This is a genomic window from Enterobacter cloacae complex sp. 2022EL-00981, from assembly GCF_028737495.1.
GTDB lineage: Bacteria > Pseudomonadota > Gammaproteobacteria > Enterobacterales > Enterobacteriaceae > Enterobacter > Enterobacter cloacae.
Map to the genome: position 1 here is coordinate 39,520 of NZ_JAQZRK010000027.1, position 17,349 is coordinate 56,868.

Here is a 17,349-nt window from a genome sequence, read left to right on the forward strand (position 1 = left end):
TTAATGATGAAAAAACCTGACTGTATTCGGCACTGGCGAGACGTGGAAGAGCCAGATAATTCAACCTATCCCGACAGTAACGAGCTTTTCTCCATCGGTGCACCGCTGGCTCGTCACCTGGGGCTCAGGCGAATCGGTATTCACCACGAGCGTTTGCCGCCCGGGCGTCGAACCTCCTATCCCCACGCGGAAAGCGACGAAGAAGAGTTCATCTATGTGCTGGAAGGGTATCCGGAAGCCTGGATAAACGGCTATTTGTGGAAGCTTGAACCCGGCGACAGCGTAGGGTTTCCTGCTGGCACCGGCGTCTGCCATACCTTTATTAATAACACCGAAGAAGAGGTGCGATTACTGGTTGTTGGCGAGGCTAACAAGAAGCACAACCGAATCTACTATCCGCTTAATCCGGAGTATGCCGCCACGCGTGAAGATCGCTGGGTTGATCATCCCCCTCAGTTCTTTGGGCCGCACGATGGAAAACCTGGGAAAAAATAATTTCCTCTTCTATAAATATTGAGGGCCGTCACAAATAACAACAGGCCTGTCCGGAGTTTTACTTAAGGAAATAGCGGGTCTTTTTGTACTTATTCACAGCAATAGTTCGTTCCTGTTTGGGTGATAACAAACAGGGTGATGTTATTAACGACAATAAGACGAGCATACTGTGAAAAAACATTTTAAATTTTCGGTGGTTAGCATCGCTGTCTCCCTGTTTATGGCAAATCAGGCGGGAGCAGCCAATACCTGGACAGAATCACGTAGCGACGCAATGGGTGGCACGGGCGTCGCTTCGGGCAGCTATGGCAGCGGGGCGTTAATCAACCCCGCGTTATTGGCAAAGGCGAAACCGGACGATGATGTGACGGTTATTTTACCGTCCGTCGGCGTGCAGGTGACGGATGAAGACAATCTTCAGGATGAGATTGATACCATCAACGACAAAATCAAACACTACAAGGATGTGGTTGATAGCCTTACCCCCATTGAAGTGATTACCAATCCGCTGGGCTCAATCGATCAGTTCCAGGGCGCGGCAAAAGATCTTGCCGATGAACTGGACTATCTCAAGGGCAAAACTGCACGTGCAACGGCAGGCGCGGGGATTGCGGTGAGTATCCCTAACGATGTGCTCTCAGTGGCCTTTATGGCGAAAGGCTATGCCCACGGGCGCGTCAGCTCTTCTATCGATCAGCAAGATATTGACTACCTGCGCGGTATTCAAAACAGTGATGCGGTGGCGGCGGGGGTTGCACTGGATGCGGCCCTGAACGGTACCGATCAAATCACAAAAAACCTCAACTCTACGGCGTCTGGCCGGGCGGCGATTGTCTCCGATTATGGTGTTGCGATTGCCCGTCAGTTCGATCTGGGTGGCGTCCCGGTTTCCCTTGGCGTCACGCCGAAGCTGCAGAAAACATGGGTCTACAACTACACCACCTCCATTTACGATTACGACAGTAACAAGTGGAACGACAGCCGCTACCGGACAGACGATACCGGCTTTAACGTGGATGCGGGTATCGCGGCAGATTTCGGCGAACACTGGACGGTCGGGGTGAGTGGGCAAAACCTGATGTCACGCGATATCGACACCAAAGATATTCGCATCCGCAACGGGCGCACGGGGGAAGTGGTGAGCTATAAAGACACCTATCAAATCCGTCCGCTGGTGACGGCGGGGGCTGCCTGGCACAACGATCTCGTGACCCTGACCGCCGATGGCGATCTGACAGAAACCAAGGGCTTTAAAAGCGAGGATACCTCGCAGTATGTTGGCGTAGGTGCGGAAGTGACGCCGCTGAGCTGGCTGGCCGTGCGGGCGGGTTATCGCGCCGATATGAAAGGGAATGACAGTAACGTCTTTACCGGTGGTGTCGGTTTTGCACCGTTTAACACGGTTCACGTCGACCTGATGGGGCTGTACGGTGAAGATGAAACCTGTGGTGCAGGGGCACAGTTAAGTATGACGTTCTAAAGGGCACCGGAGGCGTTGCGCCTCCGGCTTTTCTTTATGCTATAGTAGCGCCCCTTTTCCACCAGATGCTTAAAACTTCGCCATGTCGTCAGAACACCAGACTGCCTTTCCCGCACACCGTTTCTCCATTGCGCCTATGCTCGACTGGACGGACAGACACTGCCGCTATTTCCTGCGCCAGCTCTCCCGCCATACGCTGCTGTACACCGAAATGGTCACCACCGGTGCAATTATTCACGGTAAGGGCGACTATCTGGCGTACAGCGAAGAAGAGCATCCGGTTGCCCTGCAGCTGGGTGGCAGCGATCCGGCTGCGCTGGCGCACTGTGCGAAGCTGGCTGAAGAACGTGGCTACGACGAAATTAACCTTAACGTTGGCTGTCCGTCCGATCGCGTGCAAAACGGCATGTTCGGCGCCTGTCTGATGGGGAACGCACAGCTGGTAGCGGACTGCATCAAGGCGATGCGTGATGTGGTCTCCATTCCGGTGACGGTGAAGACCCGTATCGGTATTGATGACCAGGACAGCTACGAATTCTTGTGTGATTTCATCAATACGGTTGCCGGAAAGGGCGAGTGCGAGATGTTTATCATCCATGCGCGTAAAGCCTGGCTCTCTGGCCTTAGCCCGAAAGAGAACCGCGAAATTCCGCCGCTGGACTACCCGCGTGTGTATCAACTGAAGCGGGACTTCCCGCACCTGACCATGTCGATCAACGGTGGTATCAAGTCGCTCGACGAGGCCAAAACACATCTGGCGCATATGGATGGCGTGATGGTCGGTCGCGAGGCATATCAGAACCCGGGTATTCTGACGACGGTCGATCGCGAGATCTTCGGCGTTGAAGGCGCAGACACTGACCCGGTAGCCGTGGTGCGGGCCATGTATCCGTACATTGAACGTGAGCTGAGTAACGGCACTTACCTTGGCCATATCACGCGTCATATGCTTGGCCTGTTCCAGGGGATCCCGGGCGCACGCCAGTGGCGTCGCTATCTGAGCGAGAACGCGCATAAAGCTGGCGCGGATATCGAAGTGCTGGAACAGGCGCTACGCCTGGTTGCAGATAAACGATAAATCTCGCTAAAAATTCGTCAAATTCACCACGCCCCGCACAGTCTTGCGGGGCGTTTTGCTTTTATAACAACACGTTAGTATTGGCATGGATCTTGTAATGATTGCGACATCATTCGGGAACTCGTGGGAGAGAACCATGCTGGAACTGCTTTTTGTGATTGGCTTTTTTGTCATGCTGTTAGCCACCGGCGTGTCGCTGCTCGGCATTCTGGCAGCGCTTGTGGTGGCGACAGTGGTCATGTTTATTGGCGGATTATTTGCCCTGACGATCAAACTTCTGCCGTGGCTGCTGCTGGCCGTTGCGGTGGTGTGGGTTATACGGGCGATTAAATCACCAAAACTGCCCACTTATCAGCGTAATAACCGCTTTCGTTACTAAGGTATTGAGGGGTTCGTCACATACCTGCAACTTTTCCGGCGGCATTGCTTAGAACGGAATAGGATTTACTTATCGAATCTGTCACTATGGCTGCCGCTAAAGAATTCATCGAGCTGTACCCTACATACAGCCGAACTAAAAAAAGAAAGGGCTTCCTCAGGGAAGCCCAATTTCTTTTATGGGATCAGGGAATTAACAGACTTGACCCCTGCGTTGACCGGCTCTCCAGCACCTCATGCGCACGTTGCGCATCGCTTAGCGCGTACTTCTGCGCATCTGCCACATCCACTTTGATGACCCCGCTGGCAATCAGCGAGAACAGTTCGTTACTGGCTTCGAGCAACTCTTCGCGATTGGTGATGTAGCCCTGCAGGGATGGACGAGTGACATACAGCGAGCCTTTCTGGTTCAGAATACCCAGATTCACACCGGTCACCGCGCCTGACGCGTTACCGAAGCTCACCATCAGACCGCGGCGCTGCAGGCAGTCCAGAGACGCTTCCCAGGTATCTTTCCCTACCGAGTCATATACCACGCGCACTTTTTTGCCGCCGGTTACCTCTTTTAAGCGTTCAACGATGCTCTCTTCCCGGTAGTTAATCACCTGCCAGGCGCCGGCCTGCAGCGCGCGCTGGGCTTTTTGCGCGCTCCCCACGGTGCCGATCAGTTTTGCGCCTAACGCTTTGGCCCACTGGCAGGCGATGAGCCCTACGCCGCCCGCAGCCGCATGGAACAGGAACTGCTCGTCGGGTTTGATTTCATAGGTTTTGCGCAGCAGATAATAGACCGTCAGCCCTTTCAGGAAGGAGGCCGCGGCCTGTTCAAACGAAATGGCATTGGGCAGGAGGGCAACTTTGTCAGCCGGAACGTTGTGCACGGAGCTGTAAGCGCCCAGCGCCGATTGCGCATACACCACGCGATCGCCTTCTTTAACATGCTTAACGGCGCTGCCCACTTTGCTGACCACGCCCGCCGCCTCGGTACCCAGACCGCTCGGCAGTGACGGCGGTGGATAAAGACCGCCGCGAATATAGGTGTCGATGTAGTTAATGCCGATGGCTTTATTTTCAACCTGCACTTCATTTTCGCCAGGCGCGGCGGGGGTAAACTCCACCGCGTTGAGTACGTCAGGGCCACCATGCTTGTGAAATTCAATACGTGTTGCCATGCTTCCTCCAGAATGTGGTAATCTTTCGACCCACTCTTTATCTCGGTAACTCCATTCACTATGGCAGGAAACAAACCCTTCAACAAACAGACTGAACCTCGTGAGCGTGATTTTCAGGTCGCCGGGTTAAAAGTCCCGCCGCACTCGATTGAAGCGGAACAGTCGGTGTTGGGCGGTTTAATGCTGGATAACGAGCGCTGGGACGACGTCGCCGAGCGCGTCGTGTCCGACGATTTCTACACCCGCCCGCACCGCCACATCTTCACCGAAATGGCGCGCCTGCAGGAGTCCGGTAGCCCGATTGACCTGATTACGCTCGCGGAATCGCTGGAGCGGCAGGGGCAACTGGACAGCGTTGGCGGTTTTGCTTATTTAGCAGAACTGTCGAAAAACACGCCAAGTGCAGCGAACATTAGCGCTTATGCTGACATCGTTCGCGAACGCGCCGTGGTTCGTGAGATGATCTCGGTCGCGAATGAAATCGCCGAAGCGGGCTTTGATCCGCAGGGTCGCACCAGCGAAGACCTGCTCGATCTCGCGGAATCCCGCGTCTTTAAAATTGCTGAAAGTCGCGCCAATAAAGACGAAGGCCCAAAAAACATCGCCGATGTGCTCGATGCCACCGTCGCCCGTATTGAACAACTCTTCCAGCAGCCGCACGATGGCGTAACCGGAGTTAACACCGGCTATGACGATCTCAATAAGAAAACCGCAGGCCTGCAGCCGTCGGATTTGATTATCGTCGCCGCGCGTCCGTCAATGGGTAAAACCACCTTTGCGATGAACCTCGTCGAAAACGCGGCGATGTTGCAGGATAAGCCGGTCTTAATCTTCAGTCTGGAGATGCCATCTGAGCAGATCATGATGCGTTCTCTGGCGTCGCTTTCTCGTGTGGATCAGACCCGTATCCGTACTGGTCAGCTCGACGATGAGGACTGGGCGCGTATCTCCGGCACCATGGGGATCCTGCTGGAAAAACGTAACATCTACATAGATGACTCCTCCGGCCTGACGCCGACAGAAGTGCGCTCCCGTGCGCGCCGTATCGCCCGCGAGCATGGCGGTATTGGCCTTATCATGATCGACTACCTTCAGCTGATGCGCGTGCCGTCGCTCTCCGATAACCGTACGCTGGAGATTGCGGAAATTTCCCGCTCGCTCAAGGCATTAGCCAAAGAGCTGCATGTGCCTGTCGTGGCGCTCTCGCAGCTTAACCGCTCCCTGGAACAACGTGCCGACAAACGCCCGGTCAACTCCGACCTGCGTGAATCCGGCTCCATCGAGCAGGATGCCGACTTAATCATGTTCATCTACCGTGATGAGGTTTATCACGAGAACAGCGACCTGAAAGGGATCGCCGAAATTATTATCGGTAAACAACGTAACGGCCCTATCGGTACGGTACGTCTGACCTTTAACGGACAGTGGTCGCGTTTCGACAACTATGCCGGTCCTCAATATGATGATGAGTAATTTCTAAGGAAATCAAATGCAAGCGGCAACTGTTGTGATTAACCGCCGCGCTCTGCGACACAACCTGCAACGTCTGCGTGAACTGGCTCCTGCCAGTAAACTTGTTGCAGTCGTGAAAGCGAACGCTTACGGACACGGTCTTCTTGAGACCGCGCGAACGCTCCCCGATGCCGACGCCTTTGGCGTTGCCCGTCTTGAAGAAGCCCTCCGCCTGCGCGCAGGGGGGATCACCCAACCGATTTTGCTGCTCGAAGGCTTTTTTGAGGCTGCAGACCTGCCGACCATTGCAGACCAGCATCTGCACACGGCGGTACACAACGAAGAACAGCTTTCCGCCCTCGAAACCGCTGAGCTGAGCGAGCCAGTCACCGTCTGGATGAAGCTCGACACGGGCATGCACCGTCTGGGTGTACGTCCGGAACACGCGCAGGCGTTTTATCAGCGTCTGTGCCAGTGCAAAAATGTCCGCCAGCCGGTAAATATTGTCAGCCATTTTGCCCGGGCTGATGAGCCTGACTGCGGCGCTACTGAACAACAACTCGACATCTTTAACACCTTCTGCGAAGGCAAGCCGGGGATGCGCTCTATCGCGGCCTCCGGTGGCATTCTGCTGTGGCCGCAGTCGCACTTCGACTGGGCGCGTCCGGGGATTATTCTTTACGGCGTATCGCCGCTGGAGAACAGACCCTGGGGACCGGACTTTGGCTTCCAGCCGGTGATGTCCCTGGTGTCTAAGCTGATTGCGGTGCGTGAGCACAAGGCGGGGGAACCGGTGGGTTACGGCGGCACCTGGACCAGCGAGCGTGACACCCGGCTGGGTGTGGTGGCGATGGGGTATGGCGACGGTTATCCACGTGCTGCGCCGTCCGGTACGCCGGTTCTGGTCAATGGCCGCGAAGTGAAGATTGTCGGTCGCGTGGCGATGGACATGATTTGCGTAGATCTGGGCCCCGATGCCCAGGATAAAGCGGGCGACGATGTGGTGATGTGGGGTGACGGTTTGCCCGTCGAACGCATCGCGGAAATCACGAAAGTGAGTGCTTACGAACTTATAACGCGCCTGACATCAAGGGTGGCAATGAAGTACATCGATTAAACTGCTGTGAATGCCGGGGGGCAGCGTTGCCTGACCCGGCATGGAACAGGTTAAACGCTCGATCTTCTGTCATATCCGGTTTATTGTTGAATTCCCTACCTCATCGAATTCCGGAGAACCATCGCGTGTTTCAGAAAGTTGACGCCTACGCCGGCGACCCCATTCTCTCCTTAATGGAGCGTTTCAAAGAAGATCCTCGCAGCGACAAAGTGAATCTCAGCATTGGTCTGTATTACAACGAGGACGGCATTATTCCTCAGTTGAAAGCCGTTGCTGAAGCGGAAGCGCGTCTTAACGCCGCCCCGCACGGTGCTTCTCTTTATCTGCCGATGGAAGGGCTCAATACTTACCGTAACGCCATCGCGCCGCTGCTGTTTGGTGCCGATCACGCGGTGCTCGCACAAAAACGTGTGGCAACCATCCAGACCCTGGGCGGTTCAGGCGCGCTTAAAGTGGGTGCGGACTTCCTGAAAAAATACTTCCCGGATTCAGGGGTATGGGTCAGCGATCCCACCTGGGAAAACCACGTGGCGATTTTTGAGGGTGCTGGCTTTAAGGTGGCGACCTATCCATGGTTCGACAGTGAAACCAACGGCGTGCGCGTTGACGCGCTGCTGGAAAAACTGAATACCCTGCCAGAGCGCAGCATAGTGCTGCTGCACCCGTGCTGCCACAACCCGACCGGGGCAGATCTCACCAACGCCCAGTGGGATGCGGTGATTGAGGTGCTGAAAGCGCGCAACCTGATCCCCTTCCTCGACATCGCCTATCAGGGCTTTGGCGCCGGGATGGAAGAAGATGCCTATGCTATCCGTGCCGTGGCCAGCGCCGGTCTGCCAGTTCTGGTCAGCAACTCGTTTTCAAAAATCTTCTCCCTGTACGGCGAGCGCGTGGGTGGCCTCTCTGTGGTGTGCGAAGACGCCGAAGCGGCAGGTCGCGTACTGGGGCAACTGAAGGCGACCGTGCGCCGCATCTACTCCAGCCCGCCAAACTTTGGCGCGCAGGTGGTGGCGACCGTGCTGGGAGACGAACAGCTAAAAGCCAGCTGGCTTGCAGAAGTGGAATCCATGCGTAAGCGTATTCTGTCGATGCGTCAGGAGTTGGTCAACGTGCTGAAAGAGGCCGTACCGGGGCATAACTTCGACTATCTGCTTAAACAGCGCGGGATGTTTAGCTACACCGGGCTGAGCGCCGCACAGGTTGAACGTCTGCGCGAAGAGTTCGGCGTCTACCTGATTGCCAGCGGACGTATGTGCGTGGCGGGTCTGAATGCCAGCAACGTTCATCGCGTGGCGCAGGCATTTGCTGCAGTAATGTAAGTACTTACTCACCCTCCCTCTCCCCGTGGGAGAGGGCCGGGATGAGGGCATCAGGCCGCACAAACAGGTTGCCCGGCATTCTGTGATCTTCTTCTTTTTATCCAACCTCATAAGCAAAAACTCCTTCCCTTCATCTCCCGCTGGGGTTATGGTCGGATAGATTTTTGACCAGTCGCTCAAATTAAAACGATAACAAACTGAATATTCAGGGGAAAATATGCGCAAGATCACACTGGCGCTCAGCGCCGCCTGCTTATTGTTCTCGCTTAACAGTACGGTCGTCGCGCGCGCTTCCGCACCGACGCCGCTTTACACCGGCACTACCGCCGCTATTCTGGCTGAACAAGCCCCCATTCACTGGGTTTCTGTAGCCCAGATTGAAAACAGCCTGATGGGCCGCCCGCCAATGGCCGTGGGCTTTGATATTGACGATACCGTTCTCTTCTCCAGCCCCGGGTTCTGGCGCGGTAAAAAAACATACTCGCCGGACAGCGAAGCGTATCTGAAAAACCCGGAATTCTGGGAAAAGATGAACAACGGCTGGGACGAATTCAGCATCCCGAAAGAGGTGGCCCGCGCGCTTATCGCCATGCATGTAAAACGCGGCGACAGCATTTACTTCGTTACCGGACGCAGCCAGACCAAAACGGAAACCGTCTCTAAAACCCTGCAGGATGATTTCCTGATCCCGGCGGCCAGCATGAACCCGGTGATTTTCGCAGGTGACAAACCGGGACAAAACACCAAAACCCAGTGGCTGGAGCAGAAACATATCAAGGTCTTCTACGGTGATTCAGACAACGATATCAGCGCCGCGCGTGATGTGGGAGCCAGAGGGATCAGGGTGTTACGCGCCTCAAACTCGACCTATCGCCCGCTGCCAATGGCCGGGAAGTTTGGCGAAGAGGTCATTGTGAACTCAGAGTATTAAATCGTTGGCGGCGAGTTTGGCTCTTTTTTAATCAAATCTCGTCGCTGCGGGTTTTACCTTTCGTCTTCTTGCTGCACACTTAGAAAGATTCACTTTCATAACGGAGCAGCACATGTGGTACCAACAAACCCTGACCTTAAGCGCTAAACCTCGCGGATTTCACCTGGTGACGGATGAAGTTATCGGGCAGATCCGCGATCTGTCGCGCGTCAAAACGGGTTTGCTGCATCTGCTGCTTCAGCACACGTCGGCCTCTCTCACGCTTAATGAAAATTGCGATCCCACCGTCCGGTCTGATATGGAGCGGCATTTTCTGAAAACCGTTCCGGACAACGCCTCCTACGAGCATGACTATGAGGGGGCGGACGACATGCCTTCGCATATCAAATCTTCTCTGCTGGGCGTATCGCTAATGCTGCCGGTACACAACGGGCGGCTTCTGCTGGGAACATGGCAAGGGATCTGGCTGGGAGAACATCGCATTCACGGTGGTTCGCGTAAAATTATCGCAACGCTACAAGGGGAATAAAGATGACAATTTCGGAGCTACTGCAGTACTGCATGAGTAAGCCAGGCGCGGAGCAGAGCGTTCACAGCGACTGGAAAGCCACGCAGATTAAAGTGGGAGATGTGTTGTTTGCGATGGTGAAAGAGGTGGAAGGCCGCCCGGCGGCGTCGCTGAAAACCAGCCCGGAGCTGGCGGAGCTATTACGTCAGCAGCACGACGATGTCCGGCCGAGCAAACATCTGAACAAAGCGCACTGGAGTACGGTCTATCTCGACGGTTCACTCCCGGGGTCGCAGATTTACTACCTGGTGGACGCGTCTTATCAGCAGGCGGTTGAGCTGCTGCCGGAAGCGACCCGACAGCAACTCTCCGTGTGACAATTACAGCAACGGTTTAAGGAAGCGCGCGGTGTGCGAGGCTTCGCACTCTGCAACGGTCTCTGGCGTACCGGAGACGAGGATTTCACCGCCGCCGCTGCCGCCTTCCGGGCCGAGATCGACAATCCAGTCCGCGGTTTTAATCACGTCCAGGTTGTGCTCAATGACCACAATAGTGTTGCCCTGATCGCGAAGCTGATGCAGAACGTCGAGCAACTGCTGGATATCCGCAAAGTGCAGACCGGTGGTCGGCTCATCGAGAATGTACAGCGTCTGCCCGGTACCGCGTTTGGACAACTCACGCGCCAGCTTCACGCGCTGCGCTTCACCTCCAGAGAGCGTGGTCGCTGACTGCCCCAGACGAATGTAGGTCAGGCCTACGTCCATCAGCGTCTGCAGCTTACGCGCCAGCGCAGGAACGGCATCAAAGAACTCGCGCGCCTCTTCGATGGTCATGTCCAGCACTTCGTGGATGGTCTTGCCTTTGTACTTAATCTCCAGCGTTTCACGGTTATAGCGTTTGCCTTTGCACTGGTCGCACGGCACGTAGATATCCGGCAGGAAGTGCATCTCAACCTTGATCACGCCGTCACCCTGACACGCTTCACAGCGGCCGCCGCGAACGTTAAAGCTGAAACGTCCTGGCGTGTAGCCGCGCGAACGCGCTTCCGGTACACCGGCGAAGAGTTCACGGACGGGCGTGAAGACGCCGGTATAGGTCGCCGGGTTGGAACGCGGCGTACGGCCAATCGGGCTTTGGTCGATGTCGATAACTTTATCGAAATGTTCCAGCCCCTGAATGTCGCGGTACGGTGCAGGTTCGGCCAGCGTCGCGCCGTTCAGCGCCGTCTGCGCAATCGGGAACAGCGTATCGTTGATCAGCGTCGACTTACCGGAACCGGATACGCCGGTGATACAGGTAAACAGCCCGACGGGCAGCGTCAGCGTCACGTCTTTCAGGTTGTTGCCGCGAGCGCCGGTGAGCTTCAGCACTTTTTCCGGGTTCGCCGCCACGCGCTGTTTCGGCACTTCAATTTTGCGCTTGCCGCTCATGTACTGGCCGGTTAACGACTCTGGCACCGCCATGATGTCTTTCAGGGTGCCTTCCGCGACCACCTGGCCGCCGTGCACGCCCGCGCCCGGGCCGATGTCGATCACATGGTCGGCAGCACGGATCGCATCTTCGTCGTGCTCGACCACAATCACCGTGTTGCCGAGGTTACGCAGATGAATAAGCGTTCCGAGCAGACGCTCGTTGTCTCGCTGGTGCAGGCCGATGGACGGTTCGTCCAGGACATACATGACGCCCACCAGGCCCGCGCCAATCTGGCTGGCCAGACGGATACGCTGGGCTTCACCGCCGGACAGCGTCTCTGCGGAGCGGGAAAGCGTCAGGTAGTTCAGGCCGACGTTCACCAGGAATTTCAGACGGTCGCCGATCTCTTTCAGCACTTTTTCGGCAATCTTCGCACGCTGGCCGGAGAGCTTCAGGTTGTTGAAGAAGTCCATTGCGTGACCGATGCTCATGTCTGAGATGGTCGGCAACGCCGTGTTTTCGACAAACACGTGGCGCGCTTCGCGACGCAGACGCGTGCCCTCACAGGTGGCGCAGGAGCGGTTGCTGATGAACTTCGCCAGCTCCTCGCGCACCGCGCTGGATTCGGTCTCTTTGTAACGGCGCTCCATGTTGTGCAGCACCCCTTCGAACGGGTGGCGACGCACGGAGGTATCGCCGCGATCGTTCATGTATTTGAACTCGATGTTCTCTTTACCGGAACCGAACAGGATCACTTTGTGCACGTTCGGGCTCAGGCTGGCCCACGGCGCCTCCACGTCGAACTTATAGTGCTCTGCCAGCGATTTAAGCATCTGAAAGTAGTAAAAATTACGCTTATCCCAGCCACGGATCGCACCGCCAGCCAGCGACAGTTCCGGATTCTGGATCACGCGGTCCGGGTCAAAATACTGCTGTACGCCCAGGCCGTCACACGTCGGGCAGGCTCCCGCCGGGTTGTTAAAGGAGAACAGACGTGGCTCCAGCTCACGCATGCTGTAGCCGCAAATCGGGCAGGCAAAGTTGGCGGAGAAGAGCAGTTCTTCCGCGTTCGGGTCGTCCATATCGGAGACCACCGCCGTACCGCCAGAGAGTTCCAGCGCAGTTTCAAAGGATTCCGCCAGACGGGTCGCCAGATCGTCACGCACTTTAAAGCGGTCAATCACCACTTCGATGGTGTGTTTTTTCTGCAGCTCCAGCTTAGGGGGATCGGACAGGTCACACACCTCGCCGTCGATACGGGCGCGGATATACCCCTGGCTTGCCAGGTTTTCCAGCGTTTTGGTGTGCTCGCCCTTACGCTCTTTAATGATTGGGGCAAGCAGCATCAGGCGTTTGCCTTCTGGCTGCGACAGCACGTTATCCACCATCTGGCTCACGGTCTGCGCCGCCAGCGGCACGTCGTGATCCGGGCAGCGCGGCTCTCCTACGCGGGCATACAGCAGACGCAGGTAGTCATGAATTTCGGTAATGGTACCGACCGTTGAACGCGGGTTGTGGGAGGTGGACTTCTGCTCAATAGAGATAGCAGGCGAAAGCCCCTCGATATGGTCTACATCCGGTTTTTCCATCAATGACAGGAACTGGCGCGCATACGCAGAGAGTGATTCAACGTAACGGCGCTGTCCTTCGGCATACAGGGTGTCGAAAGCCAGTGAGGATTTGCCAGACCCCGAAAGCCCGGTCACGACGATGAGTTTGTCGCGAGGGATTATGAGGTTGATATTCTTGAGATTGTGGGTGCGGGCGCCCCGAACTTCGATCTTATCCATTCACCTTTCCCGGTTGGAACACGGATTGCCTGGTTTGTTTGAAGGACAAACGGCTGTCAGAAACGGCTAATTATGACACAATTTAACCTGTTTGAATATACAGTATTGGAATGCATTTTCTGAATAGCTGTGTAACAATGCCGAGTTCGCGAGAGATTTCTGAACCCGCCACGCAACTATGCAAATTGACGCGTGGAAATGGTACACTCGCGCGTTTACACTATTAAGAAACGTATTCAGGAGACACGAACATGGCCAGCAGAGGCGTAAACAAGGTGATTCTCGTCGGTAATCTGGGCCAGGACCCGGAAGTACGCTACATGCCGAGTGGTGGCGCAGTTGCCAACATTACGCTGGCTACTTCCGAATCCTGGCGTGACAAAGCGACCGGTGAGATGAAAGAGCAGACCGAATGGCACCGCGTTGTGCTGTTTGGCAAACTGGCAGAAGTGGCCGGTGAGTATCTGCGTAAAGGCTCTCAGGTTTATATTGAAGGCCAACTGCGTACCCGCAAATGGACCGATCAATCCGGTCAGGAAAAGTACACCACTGAAGTGGTGGTAAACGTTGGCGGCACCATGCAGATGCTGGGTGGCCGTCAGGGCGGTGGCGCTCCAGCAGGTGGCGGCCAGCAGCAGGGCGGTTGGGGCCAGCCTCAGCAGCCACAGGGCGGCAACCAGTTCAGCGGCGGCGCGCAGTCTCGTCCGCAGCAGCAGTCCGCTCCGGCACCGTCTAACGAACCACCAATGGACTTCGACGACGATATTCCGTTCTGATTCACGGATATGCAAAATAAAAAAACCCAGACATCGGTCTGGGTTTTTTATTCAGTCAGGTATCAGGTAATCACCATCGGCCAGTCTGGTGGCGTATGGCTCATTGCCTCAACCATCACTACTTTAATATTTTCCCAGACGGCGGCAATATCCAGCAGGGTGATACCAAGCAGACCCATTGCAAACCAGCAAGCCGCGCCCAGTCCTAACAGCGTACTGATGACCGCAAGACCCGCGTAGTCAGATTTACGAAACTGAATGTTCAGCGTGCTGGCTAAAAACATCAGTACCGCACTCAACAAAGGCCAGCGCAGGAGAACCATGCTGGTCGTAATGGTTGCCATAAAACCCATCCTCTCCAAAACAGACGAACTGAATGAAACAGTGTTTCTCGTTACATGATATGTGTGAACTATATCACATTTGTTGATTTATTCGCCAGTGTCTGTGCGAGCAGATTAGGGATTTTATTACGCTGAAAAAGAGAGGCGGCAGGATGGGGTTGCCTTCGACATCGGCGTATGCGAACCCACCACGTGCCGGGAGCAACCTCCTTCGAACGAGCGGAGGAGAGCAATGGCGCCGTCAGCTATGCCTTTTTATAAGTGAAGCGTTATTCTCTGCTGATCCTGGAAATAATGTGGTAATAGCAGAACGTTTATAAAACATTGATCAAATTACACCCGTTCAGGCTGGATAAATATTTCCCTTAATAGAAACGGAACGAATACTTTTAGTTTAGCTTACGGACAAATATTATCGTCATAACGAAATTTAAGATTTTTAATACTAAAAGTCAGTTGCTAACTTCGCATGATTCATGCAACGTAATCACCTGTTTATCAAAGCATCCGGCCTTCATTACTACAGGCGTACAACATGCAGGGATATAGGGCGGGAAATGAATCGTAGCGCGCGGCGCAAGATGCTCAGAGTGGTAGGGATCATCATGGTAGTTATGCTGCCGGTGATGCTTGCGCTATGGTTTGCCCAGCTAAGAGCGGTGTCGGAAACAAGCGCGCAGTTACGCACATTTGCTGAACTGGCTTTAGACAAAACTGAACTGGTTATTGAACAGGTTGATCTGGCCCGGGCCGAAGCGGAAAAATATCAGGGTAAAGTTTGTACGCCGTCACATCGGCAATATATGTTGAACGTGGTTCGCGGCCGTCTGTTCATCGCTGATTTAATTTATGCCGAAGGCCAGAATTTTCGTTGTTCATCCATTTTTACCCCGGATCGGCCCTATGCGATCTCCCCCGCTAATTACATCCGAAAACCCGATATCGCTATCTATTATTACCGTGATACGCCATTTTTCACTGGCTATAAAATGACATATATGCAGCGCGGGAATTATGTCGTGGTGGTTAATCCACTCTCGTACAGTGAAGTGATGTCCACCGATCACTCTCTCTCATGGGGCGTGTACGATACGGTAACGAATGCCTTCTTTTCCGTCAGTCAGAAAGCCAACGTTTCTTTATTAAACTCGATGATTCGGGATAAGGACGTGGTATTTCAAAAAGATGACCGTTTTTATACGGTGGTAAAATCGGATAAACGTCCGATTGCCGCCATCGTTTCAACGTCGAATAAACGCTTCTATGAAACGCTCTACCATCAGGCGACGTTGACGCTGCCGCTGGGAATGATCTGTAGCATCATTATTTTGCTGGTCTGGTCGCGCACCCACCGTGAGCTGAACTCCCCAGGACGATTGCTGCATCGGGCGCTGAATAAACGTCAGCTTTGTGTCCATTATCAGCCAATCATCGATATCAAGAATAATCAGTGCGTGGGGGCAGAGGCGTTGTTGCGCTGGCCTGGTTTTAACGGGCCTGTCATGAGCCCCGCGGAATTCATCCCGCTGGCGGAAAAAGAGGGGATGAGCGAACGCATTACGGATTATGTTGTAGAAGAGGTCTTCAGCGATCTGGGCCATTTCCTGGCCGCGCATCCTGACCTCTATATTTCGATCAACCTGTCGGCGACGGATTTTCACTCTTCGCGGCTGATCGCCATGATATCCGACAAAGCGCGGCACTATGCCGTGCGTGCGCAGCAGATCAAAATCGAAGTGACGGAGCGCGGTTTTATTGATGTGCCGAAAACTACGCCGGTTATCCAGGCTTTTCGTCAGGCGGGTTATGAAGTGGCAATCGACGATTTTGGTACAGGTTACTCGAACCTGCATAATCTCTACTCGCTGAATGTCGATATTCTGAAAATCGACAAATCCTTCATCGACACCCTAACCACCAACAGCACCAGCCATCTTATCGCCGAGCATATTATCGAGATGGCGCAGAGCCTGCGGCTCAAAACCATTGCGGAAGGGGTAGAAACTGCCGAGCAGGTAAGCTGGTTGTTGAAGCGCGGTGTACAGTTCTGTCAGGGATGGCACTTCGCGAAAGCGATGCCGCCCCAGGAGTTTATGACCTGGCAGCAGCAACCTTTGCACTGATAAACCTTAATTCAACTGGTGACGGTAATCGCTTGGCGTGCGGTCAAACTCGCGGCGAAACACGCGGGAAAAGGTTTGTTGCGACACATACCCCAGATCCATCGCGATATCAAAAATAGGCCGCTGCGTAGAGCGTAACGCCTGCGCTGCCAGTAGTAACCTGCGCTGACGAATGTACTCACCCAGCGTCTGGTGCATTACGGTCCGGAACATTCTCTGTAAATACCATTTCGAATAGCCCGACTTTTTCGCGACCACATCAATGTTCAACGGTTGGTCGATATGTTCATCAATCCATTCAATAAGTGTCTGAATAATTTGCTGATGCGACATAAGGTTGCCCTCTGTAGATACAACTTTCCTGGTTGATTCGTCGTTTTCTCTGTGGGGGAGTATAATTCCTCAAGTTAACTTGAGGTAAAGAGGTTTTATGGAAAAGAGATTGCCGAGAATAAAAGCGCTTTTGACCCCGGGTGAAGTGGCTAAGCGAAGCGGTGTGGCAGTATCGGCGCTCCACTTCTATGAAAGTAAAGGGTTAATCAAAAGCATCCGTAACGCCGGAAACCAGCGGCGCTACACCCGTGACGTGCTCCGCTATGTGGCGATTATTAAAATTGCGCAACGAATCGGAATTCCCCTGGCCACCATCGGTGAGGCGTTCGGCGTGTTACCGGAAGGCCACACGCTGAGCCCGAAAGAGTGGAAAGAGCTGTCATCCCAGTGGCGAGAGGAGCTGGACCGGCGTATTCATACGCTGGTGGCGCTGCGTGACCAACTGGACGGGTGCATCGGTTGCGGCTGTTTGTCGCGCAGCGATTGCCCGTTACGCAACCCCGGTGACAAACTGGGCGAACAGGGGACGGGGGCGCGGCTGCTGGAAGAAGATTGAGATCTGTTTGCCGGGTGGCGGCTGCGCCATCCAGCAAAAAGCATAATAAAGAACTAAAGCGCCACATAAGGGCGCTTTAGTTTTTTC

17 protein-coding genes are annotated in these 17,349 nt (G+C 54.6%); 13 read left to right on the forward strand and 4 right to left on the reverse strand.

Annotation, left to right across the window (positions count from 1 at the left end; all coding sequences use genetic code 11):
- Positions 1-6: 6 nt before the first annotated feature.
- The 4 genes from PUZ33_RS19540 to pspG all read left to right on the forward strand — a co-directional run bounded on the left by PUZ33_RS19540 (position 7) and on the right by pspG (position 3,432).
- Complete coding sequence (locus PUZ33_RS19540) at positions 7-495, forward strand: cupin domain-containing protein (RefSeq protein ID WP_023620296.1); 489 nt, start codon at positions 7-9, stop codon at positions 493-495.
- A 220-nt stretch (positions 496-715) separates the two neighbouring features.
- Positions 716-1,975: a conjugal transfer protein TraF gene (traF, locus tag PUZ33_RS19545; RefSeq protein WP_286088501.1), complete on the forward strand. Its 1,260-nt coding sequence runs from the start codon at positions 716-718 to the stop codon at positions 1,973-1,975.
- 82 nt (positions 1,976-2,057) lie between these two features.
- The gene (gene dusA, locus PUZ33_RS19550) at positions 2,058-3,053 is read left to right on the forward strand and encodes a tRNA dihydrouridine(20/20a) synthase DusA (RefSeq protein ID WP_013095060.1); all 996 of its coding nucleotides are present in this window, start codon (positions 2,058-2,060) and stop codon (positions 3,051-3,053) included.
- Positions 3,054-3,189: 136 nt separating this feature from the next.
- Positions 3,190-3,432 (forward strand): envelope stress response protein PspG, encoded by a 243-nt coding sequence (gene pspG / locus PUZ33_RS19555; protein ID WP_013095061.1) that lies wholly within the window; start codon positions 3,190-3,192, stop codon positions 3,430-3,432.
- Positions 3,433-3,616: 184 nt separating this feature from the next.
- On the opposite strand, the gene PUZ33_RS19560 is transcribed toward pspG, so the two are convergent.
- Positions 3,617-4,600, reverse strand: coding sequence for a quinone oxidoreductase (locus PUZ33_RS19560; RefSeq protein ID WP_013095062.1), 984 nt, complete (start codon positions 4,598-4,600; stop codon positions 3,617-3,619).
- A 60-nt stretch (positions 4,601-4,660) separates the two neighbouring features.
- Between PUZ33_RS19560 and dnaB the strand changes: the two genes are divergently transcribed.
- From dnaB to PUZ33_RS19590, 6 genes are all read left to right on the forward strand, one after another.
- Positions 4,661-6,073 (forward strand): replicative DNA helicase, encoded by a 1,413-nt coding sequence (dnaB, locus tag PUZ33_RS19565; RefSeq protein WP_013095063.1) that lies wholly within the window; start codon positions 4,661-4,663, stop codon positions 6,071-6,073.
- 16 nt (positions 6,074-6,089) lie between these two features.
- The gene (gene alr / locus PUZ33_RS19570; RefSeq protein WP_038418463.1) at positions 6,090-7,169 is read left to right on the forward strand and encodes an alanine racemase; all 1,080 of its coding nucleotides are present in this window, start codon (positions 6,090-6,092) and stop codon (positions 7,167-7,169) included.
- A gap of 125 nt (positions 7,170-7,294) precedes the next feature.
- Positions 7,295-8,488, forward strand: coding sequence for an aromatic amino acid transaminase (gene tyrB / locus PUZ33_RS19575; RefSeq protein ID WP_038418465.1), 1,194 nt, complete (start codon positions 7,295-7,297; stop codon positions 8,486-8,488).
- Between the two features lie 217 nt (positions 8,489-8,705).
- Entirely contained in the window at positions 8,706-9,419 is a 714-nt protein-coding gene (gene aphA, locus PUZ33_RS19580; protein ID WP_013095066.1) for an acid phosphatase AphA, read from the forward strand.
- 112 nt (positions 9,420-9,531) lie between these two features.
- Entirely contained in the window at positions 9,532-9,948 is a 417-nt protein-coding gene (locus tag PUZ33_RS19585) for a secondary thiamine-phosphate synthase enzyme YjbQ (RefSeq protein WP_013095067.1), read from the forward strand.
- A 2-nt stretch (positions 9,949-9,950) separates the two neighbouring features.
- A complete protein-coding gene (locus tag PUZ33_RS19590; protein ID WP_013095068.1) occupies positions 9,951-10,304 on the forward strand; it encodes an MmcQ/YjbR family DNA-binding protein in 354 nt (117 codons plus the stop codon).
- 3 nt (positions 10,305-10,307) lie between these two features.
- Here the strand turns inward: PUZ33_RS19590 and uvrA are convergent, their stop codons facing one another.
- Positions 10,308-13,130: an excinuclease ABC subunit UvrA gene (gene uvrA / locus PUZ33_RS19595; protein ID WP_013095069.1), complete on the reverse strand. Its 2,823-nt coding sequence runs from the start codon at positions 13,128-13,130 to the stop codon at positions 10,308-10,310.
- 251 nt (positions 13,131-13,381) lie between these two features.
- On the opposite strand from uvrA, the gene ssb1 reads away from it, so the two are divergent.
- Positions 13,382-13,906 (forward strand): single-stranded DNA-binding protein SSB1, encoded by a 525-nt coding sequence (ssb1, locus tag PUZ33_RS19600; RefSeq protein ID WP_003860284.1) that lies wholly within the window; start codon positions 13,382-13,384, stop codon positions 13,904-13,906.
- 62 nt (positions 13,907-13,968) lie between these two features.
- On the opposite strand, the gene PUZ33_RS19605 is transcribed toward ssb1, so the two are convergent.
- The gene (locus tag PUZ33_RS19605; RefSeq protein ID WP_058680840.1) at positions 13,969-14,250 is read right to left on the reverse strand and encodes a YjcB family protein; all 282 of its coding nucleotides are present in this window, start codon (positions 14,248-14,250) and stop codon (positions 13,969-13,971) included.
- Positions 14,251-14,807: 557 nt separating this feature from the next.
- Between PUZ33_RS19605 and PUZ33_RS19610 the strand changes: the two genes are divergently transcribed.
- Positions 14,808-16,373, forward strand: a complete 1,566-nt coding sequence (locus tag PUZ33_RS19610; protein ID WP_023622182.1) for an EAL domain-containing protein — start codon at positions 14,808-14,810, stop codon at positions 16,371-16,373.
- A 6-nt stretch (positions 16,374-16,379) separates the two neighbouring features.
- On the opposite strand, the gene soxS is transcribed toward PUZ33_RS19610, so the two are convergent.
- Positions 16,380-16,706, reverse strand: coding sequence for a superoxide response transcriptional regulator SoxS (gene soxS / locus PUZ33_RS19615; protein ID WP_013095071.1), 327 nt, complete (start codon positions 16,704-16,706; stop codon positions 16,380-16,382).
- Between the two features lie 97 nt (positions 16,707-16,803).
- Here soxS and soxR point away from each other — a divergent pair, with 97 nt between their 5' ends.
- The gene (gene soxR, locus PUZ33_RS19620; protein WP_058680841.1) at positions 16,804-17,262 is read left to right on the forward strand and encodes a redox-sensitive transcriptional activator SoxR; all 459 of its coding nucleotides are present in this window, start codon (positions 16,804-16,806) and stop codon (positions 17,260-17,262) included.
- The last annotated feature ends 87 nt before the right edge of the window (positions 17,263-17,349 follow it).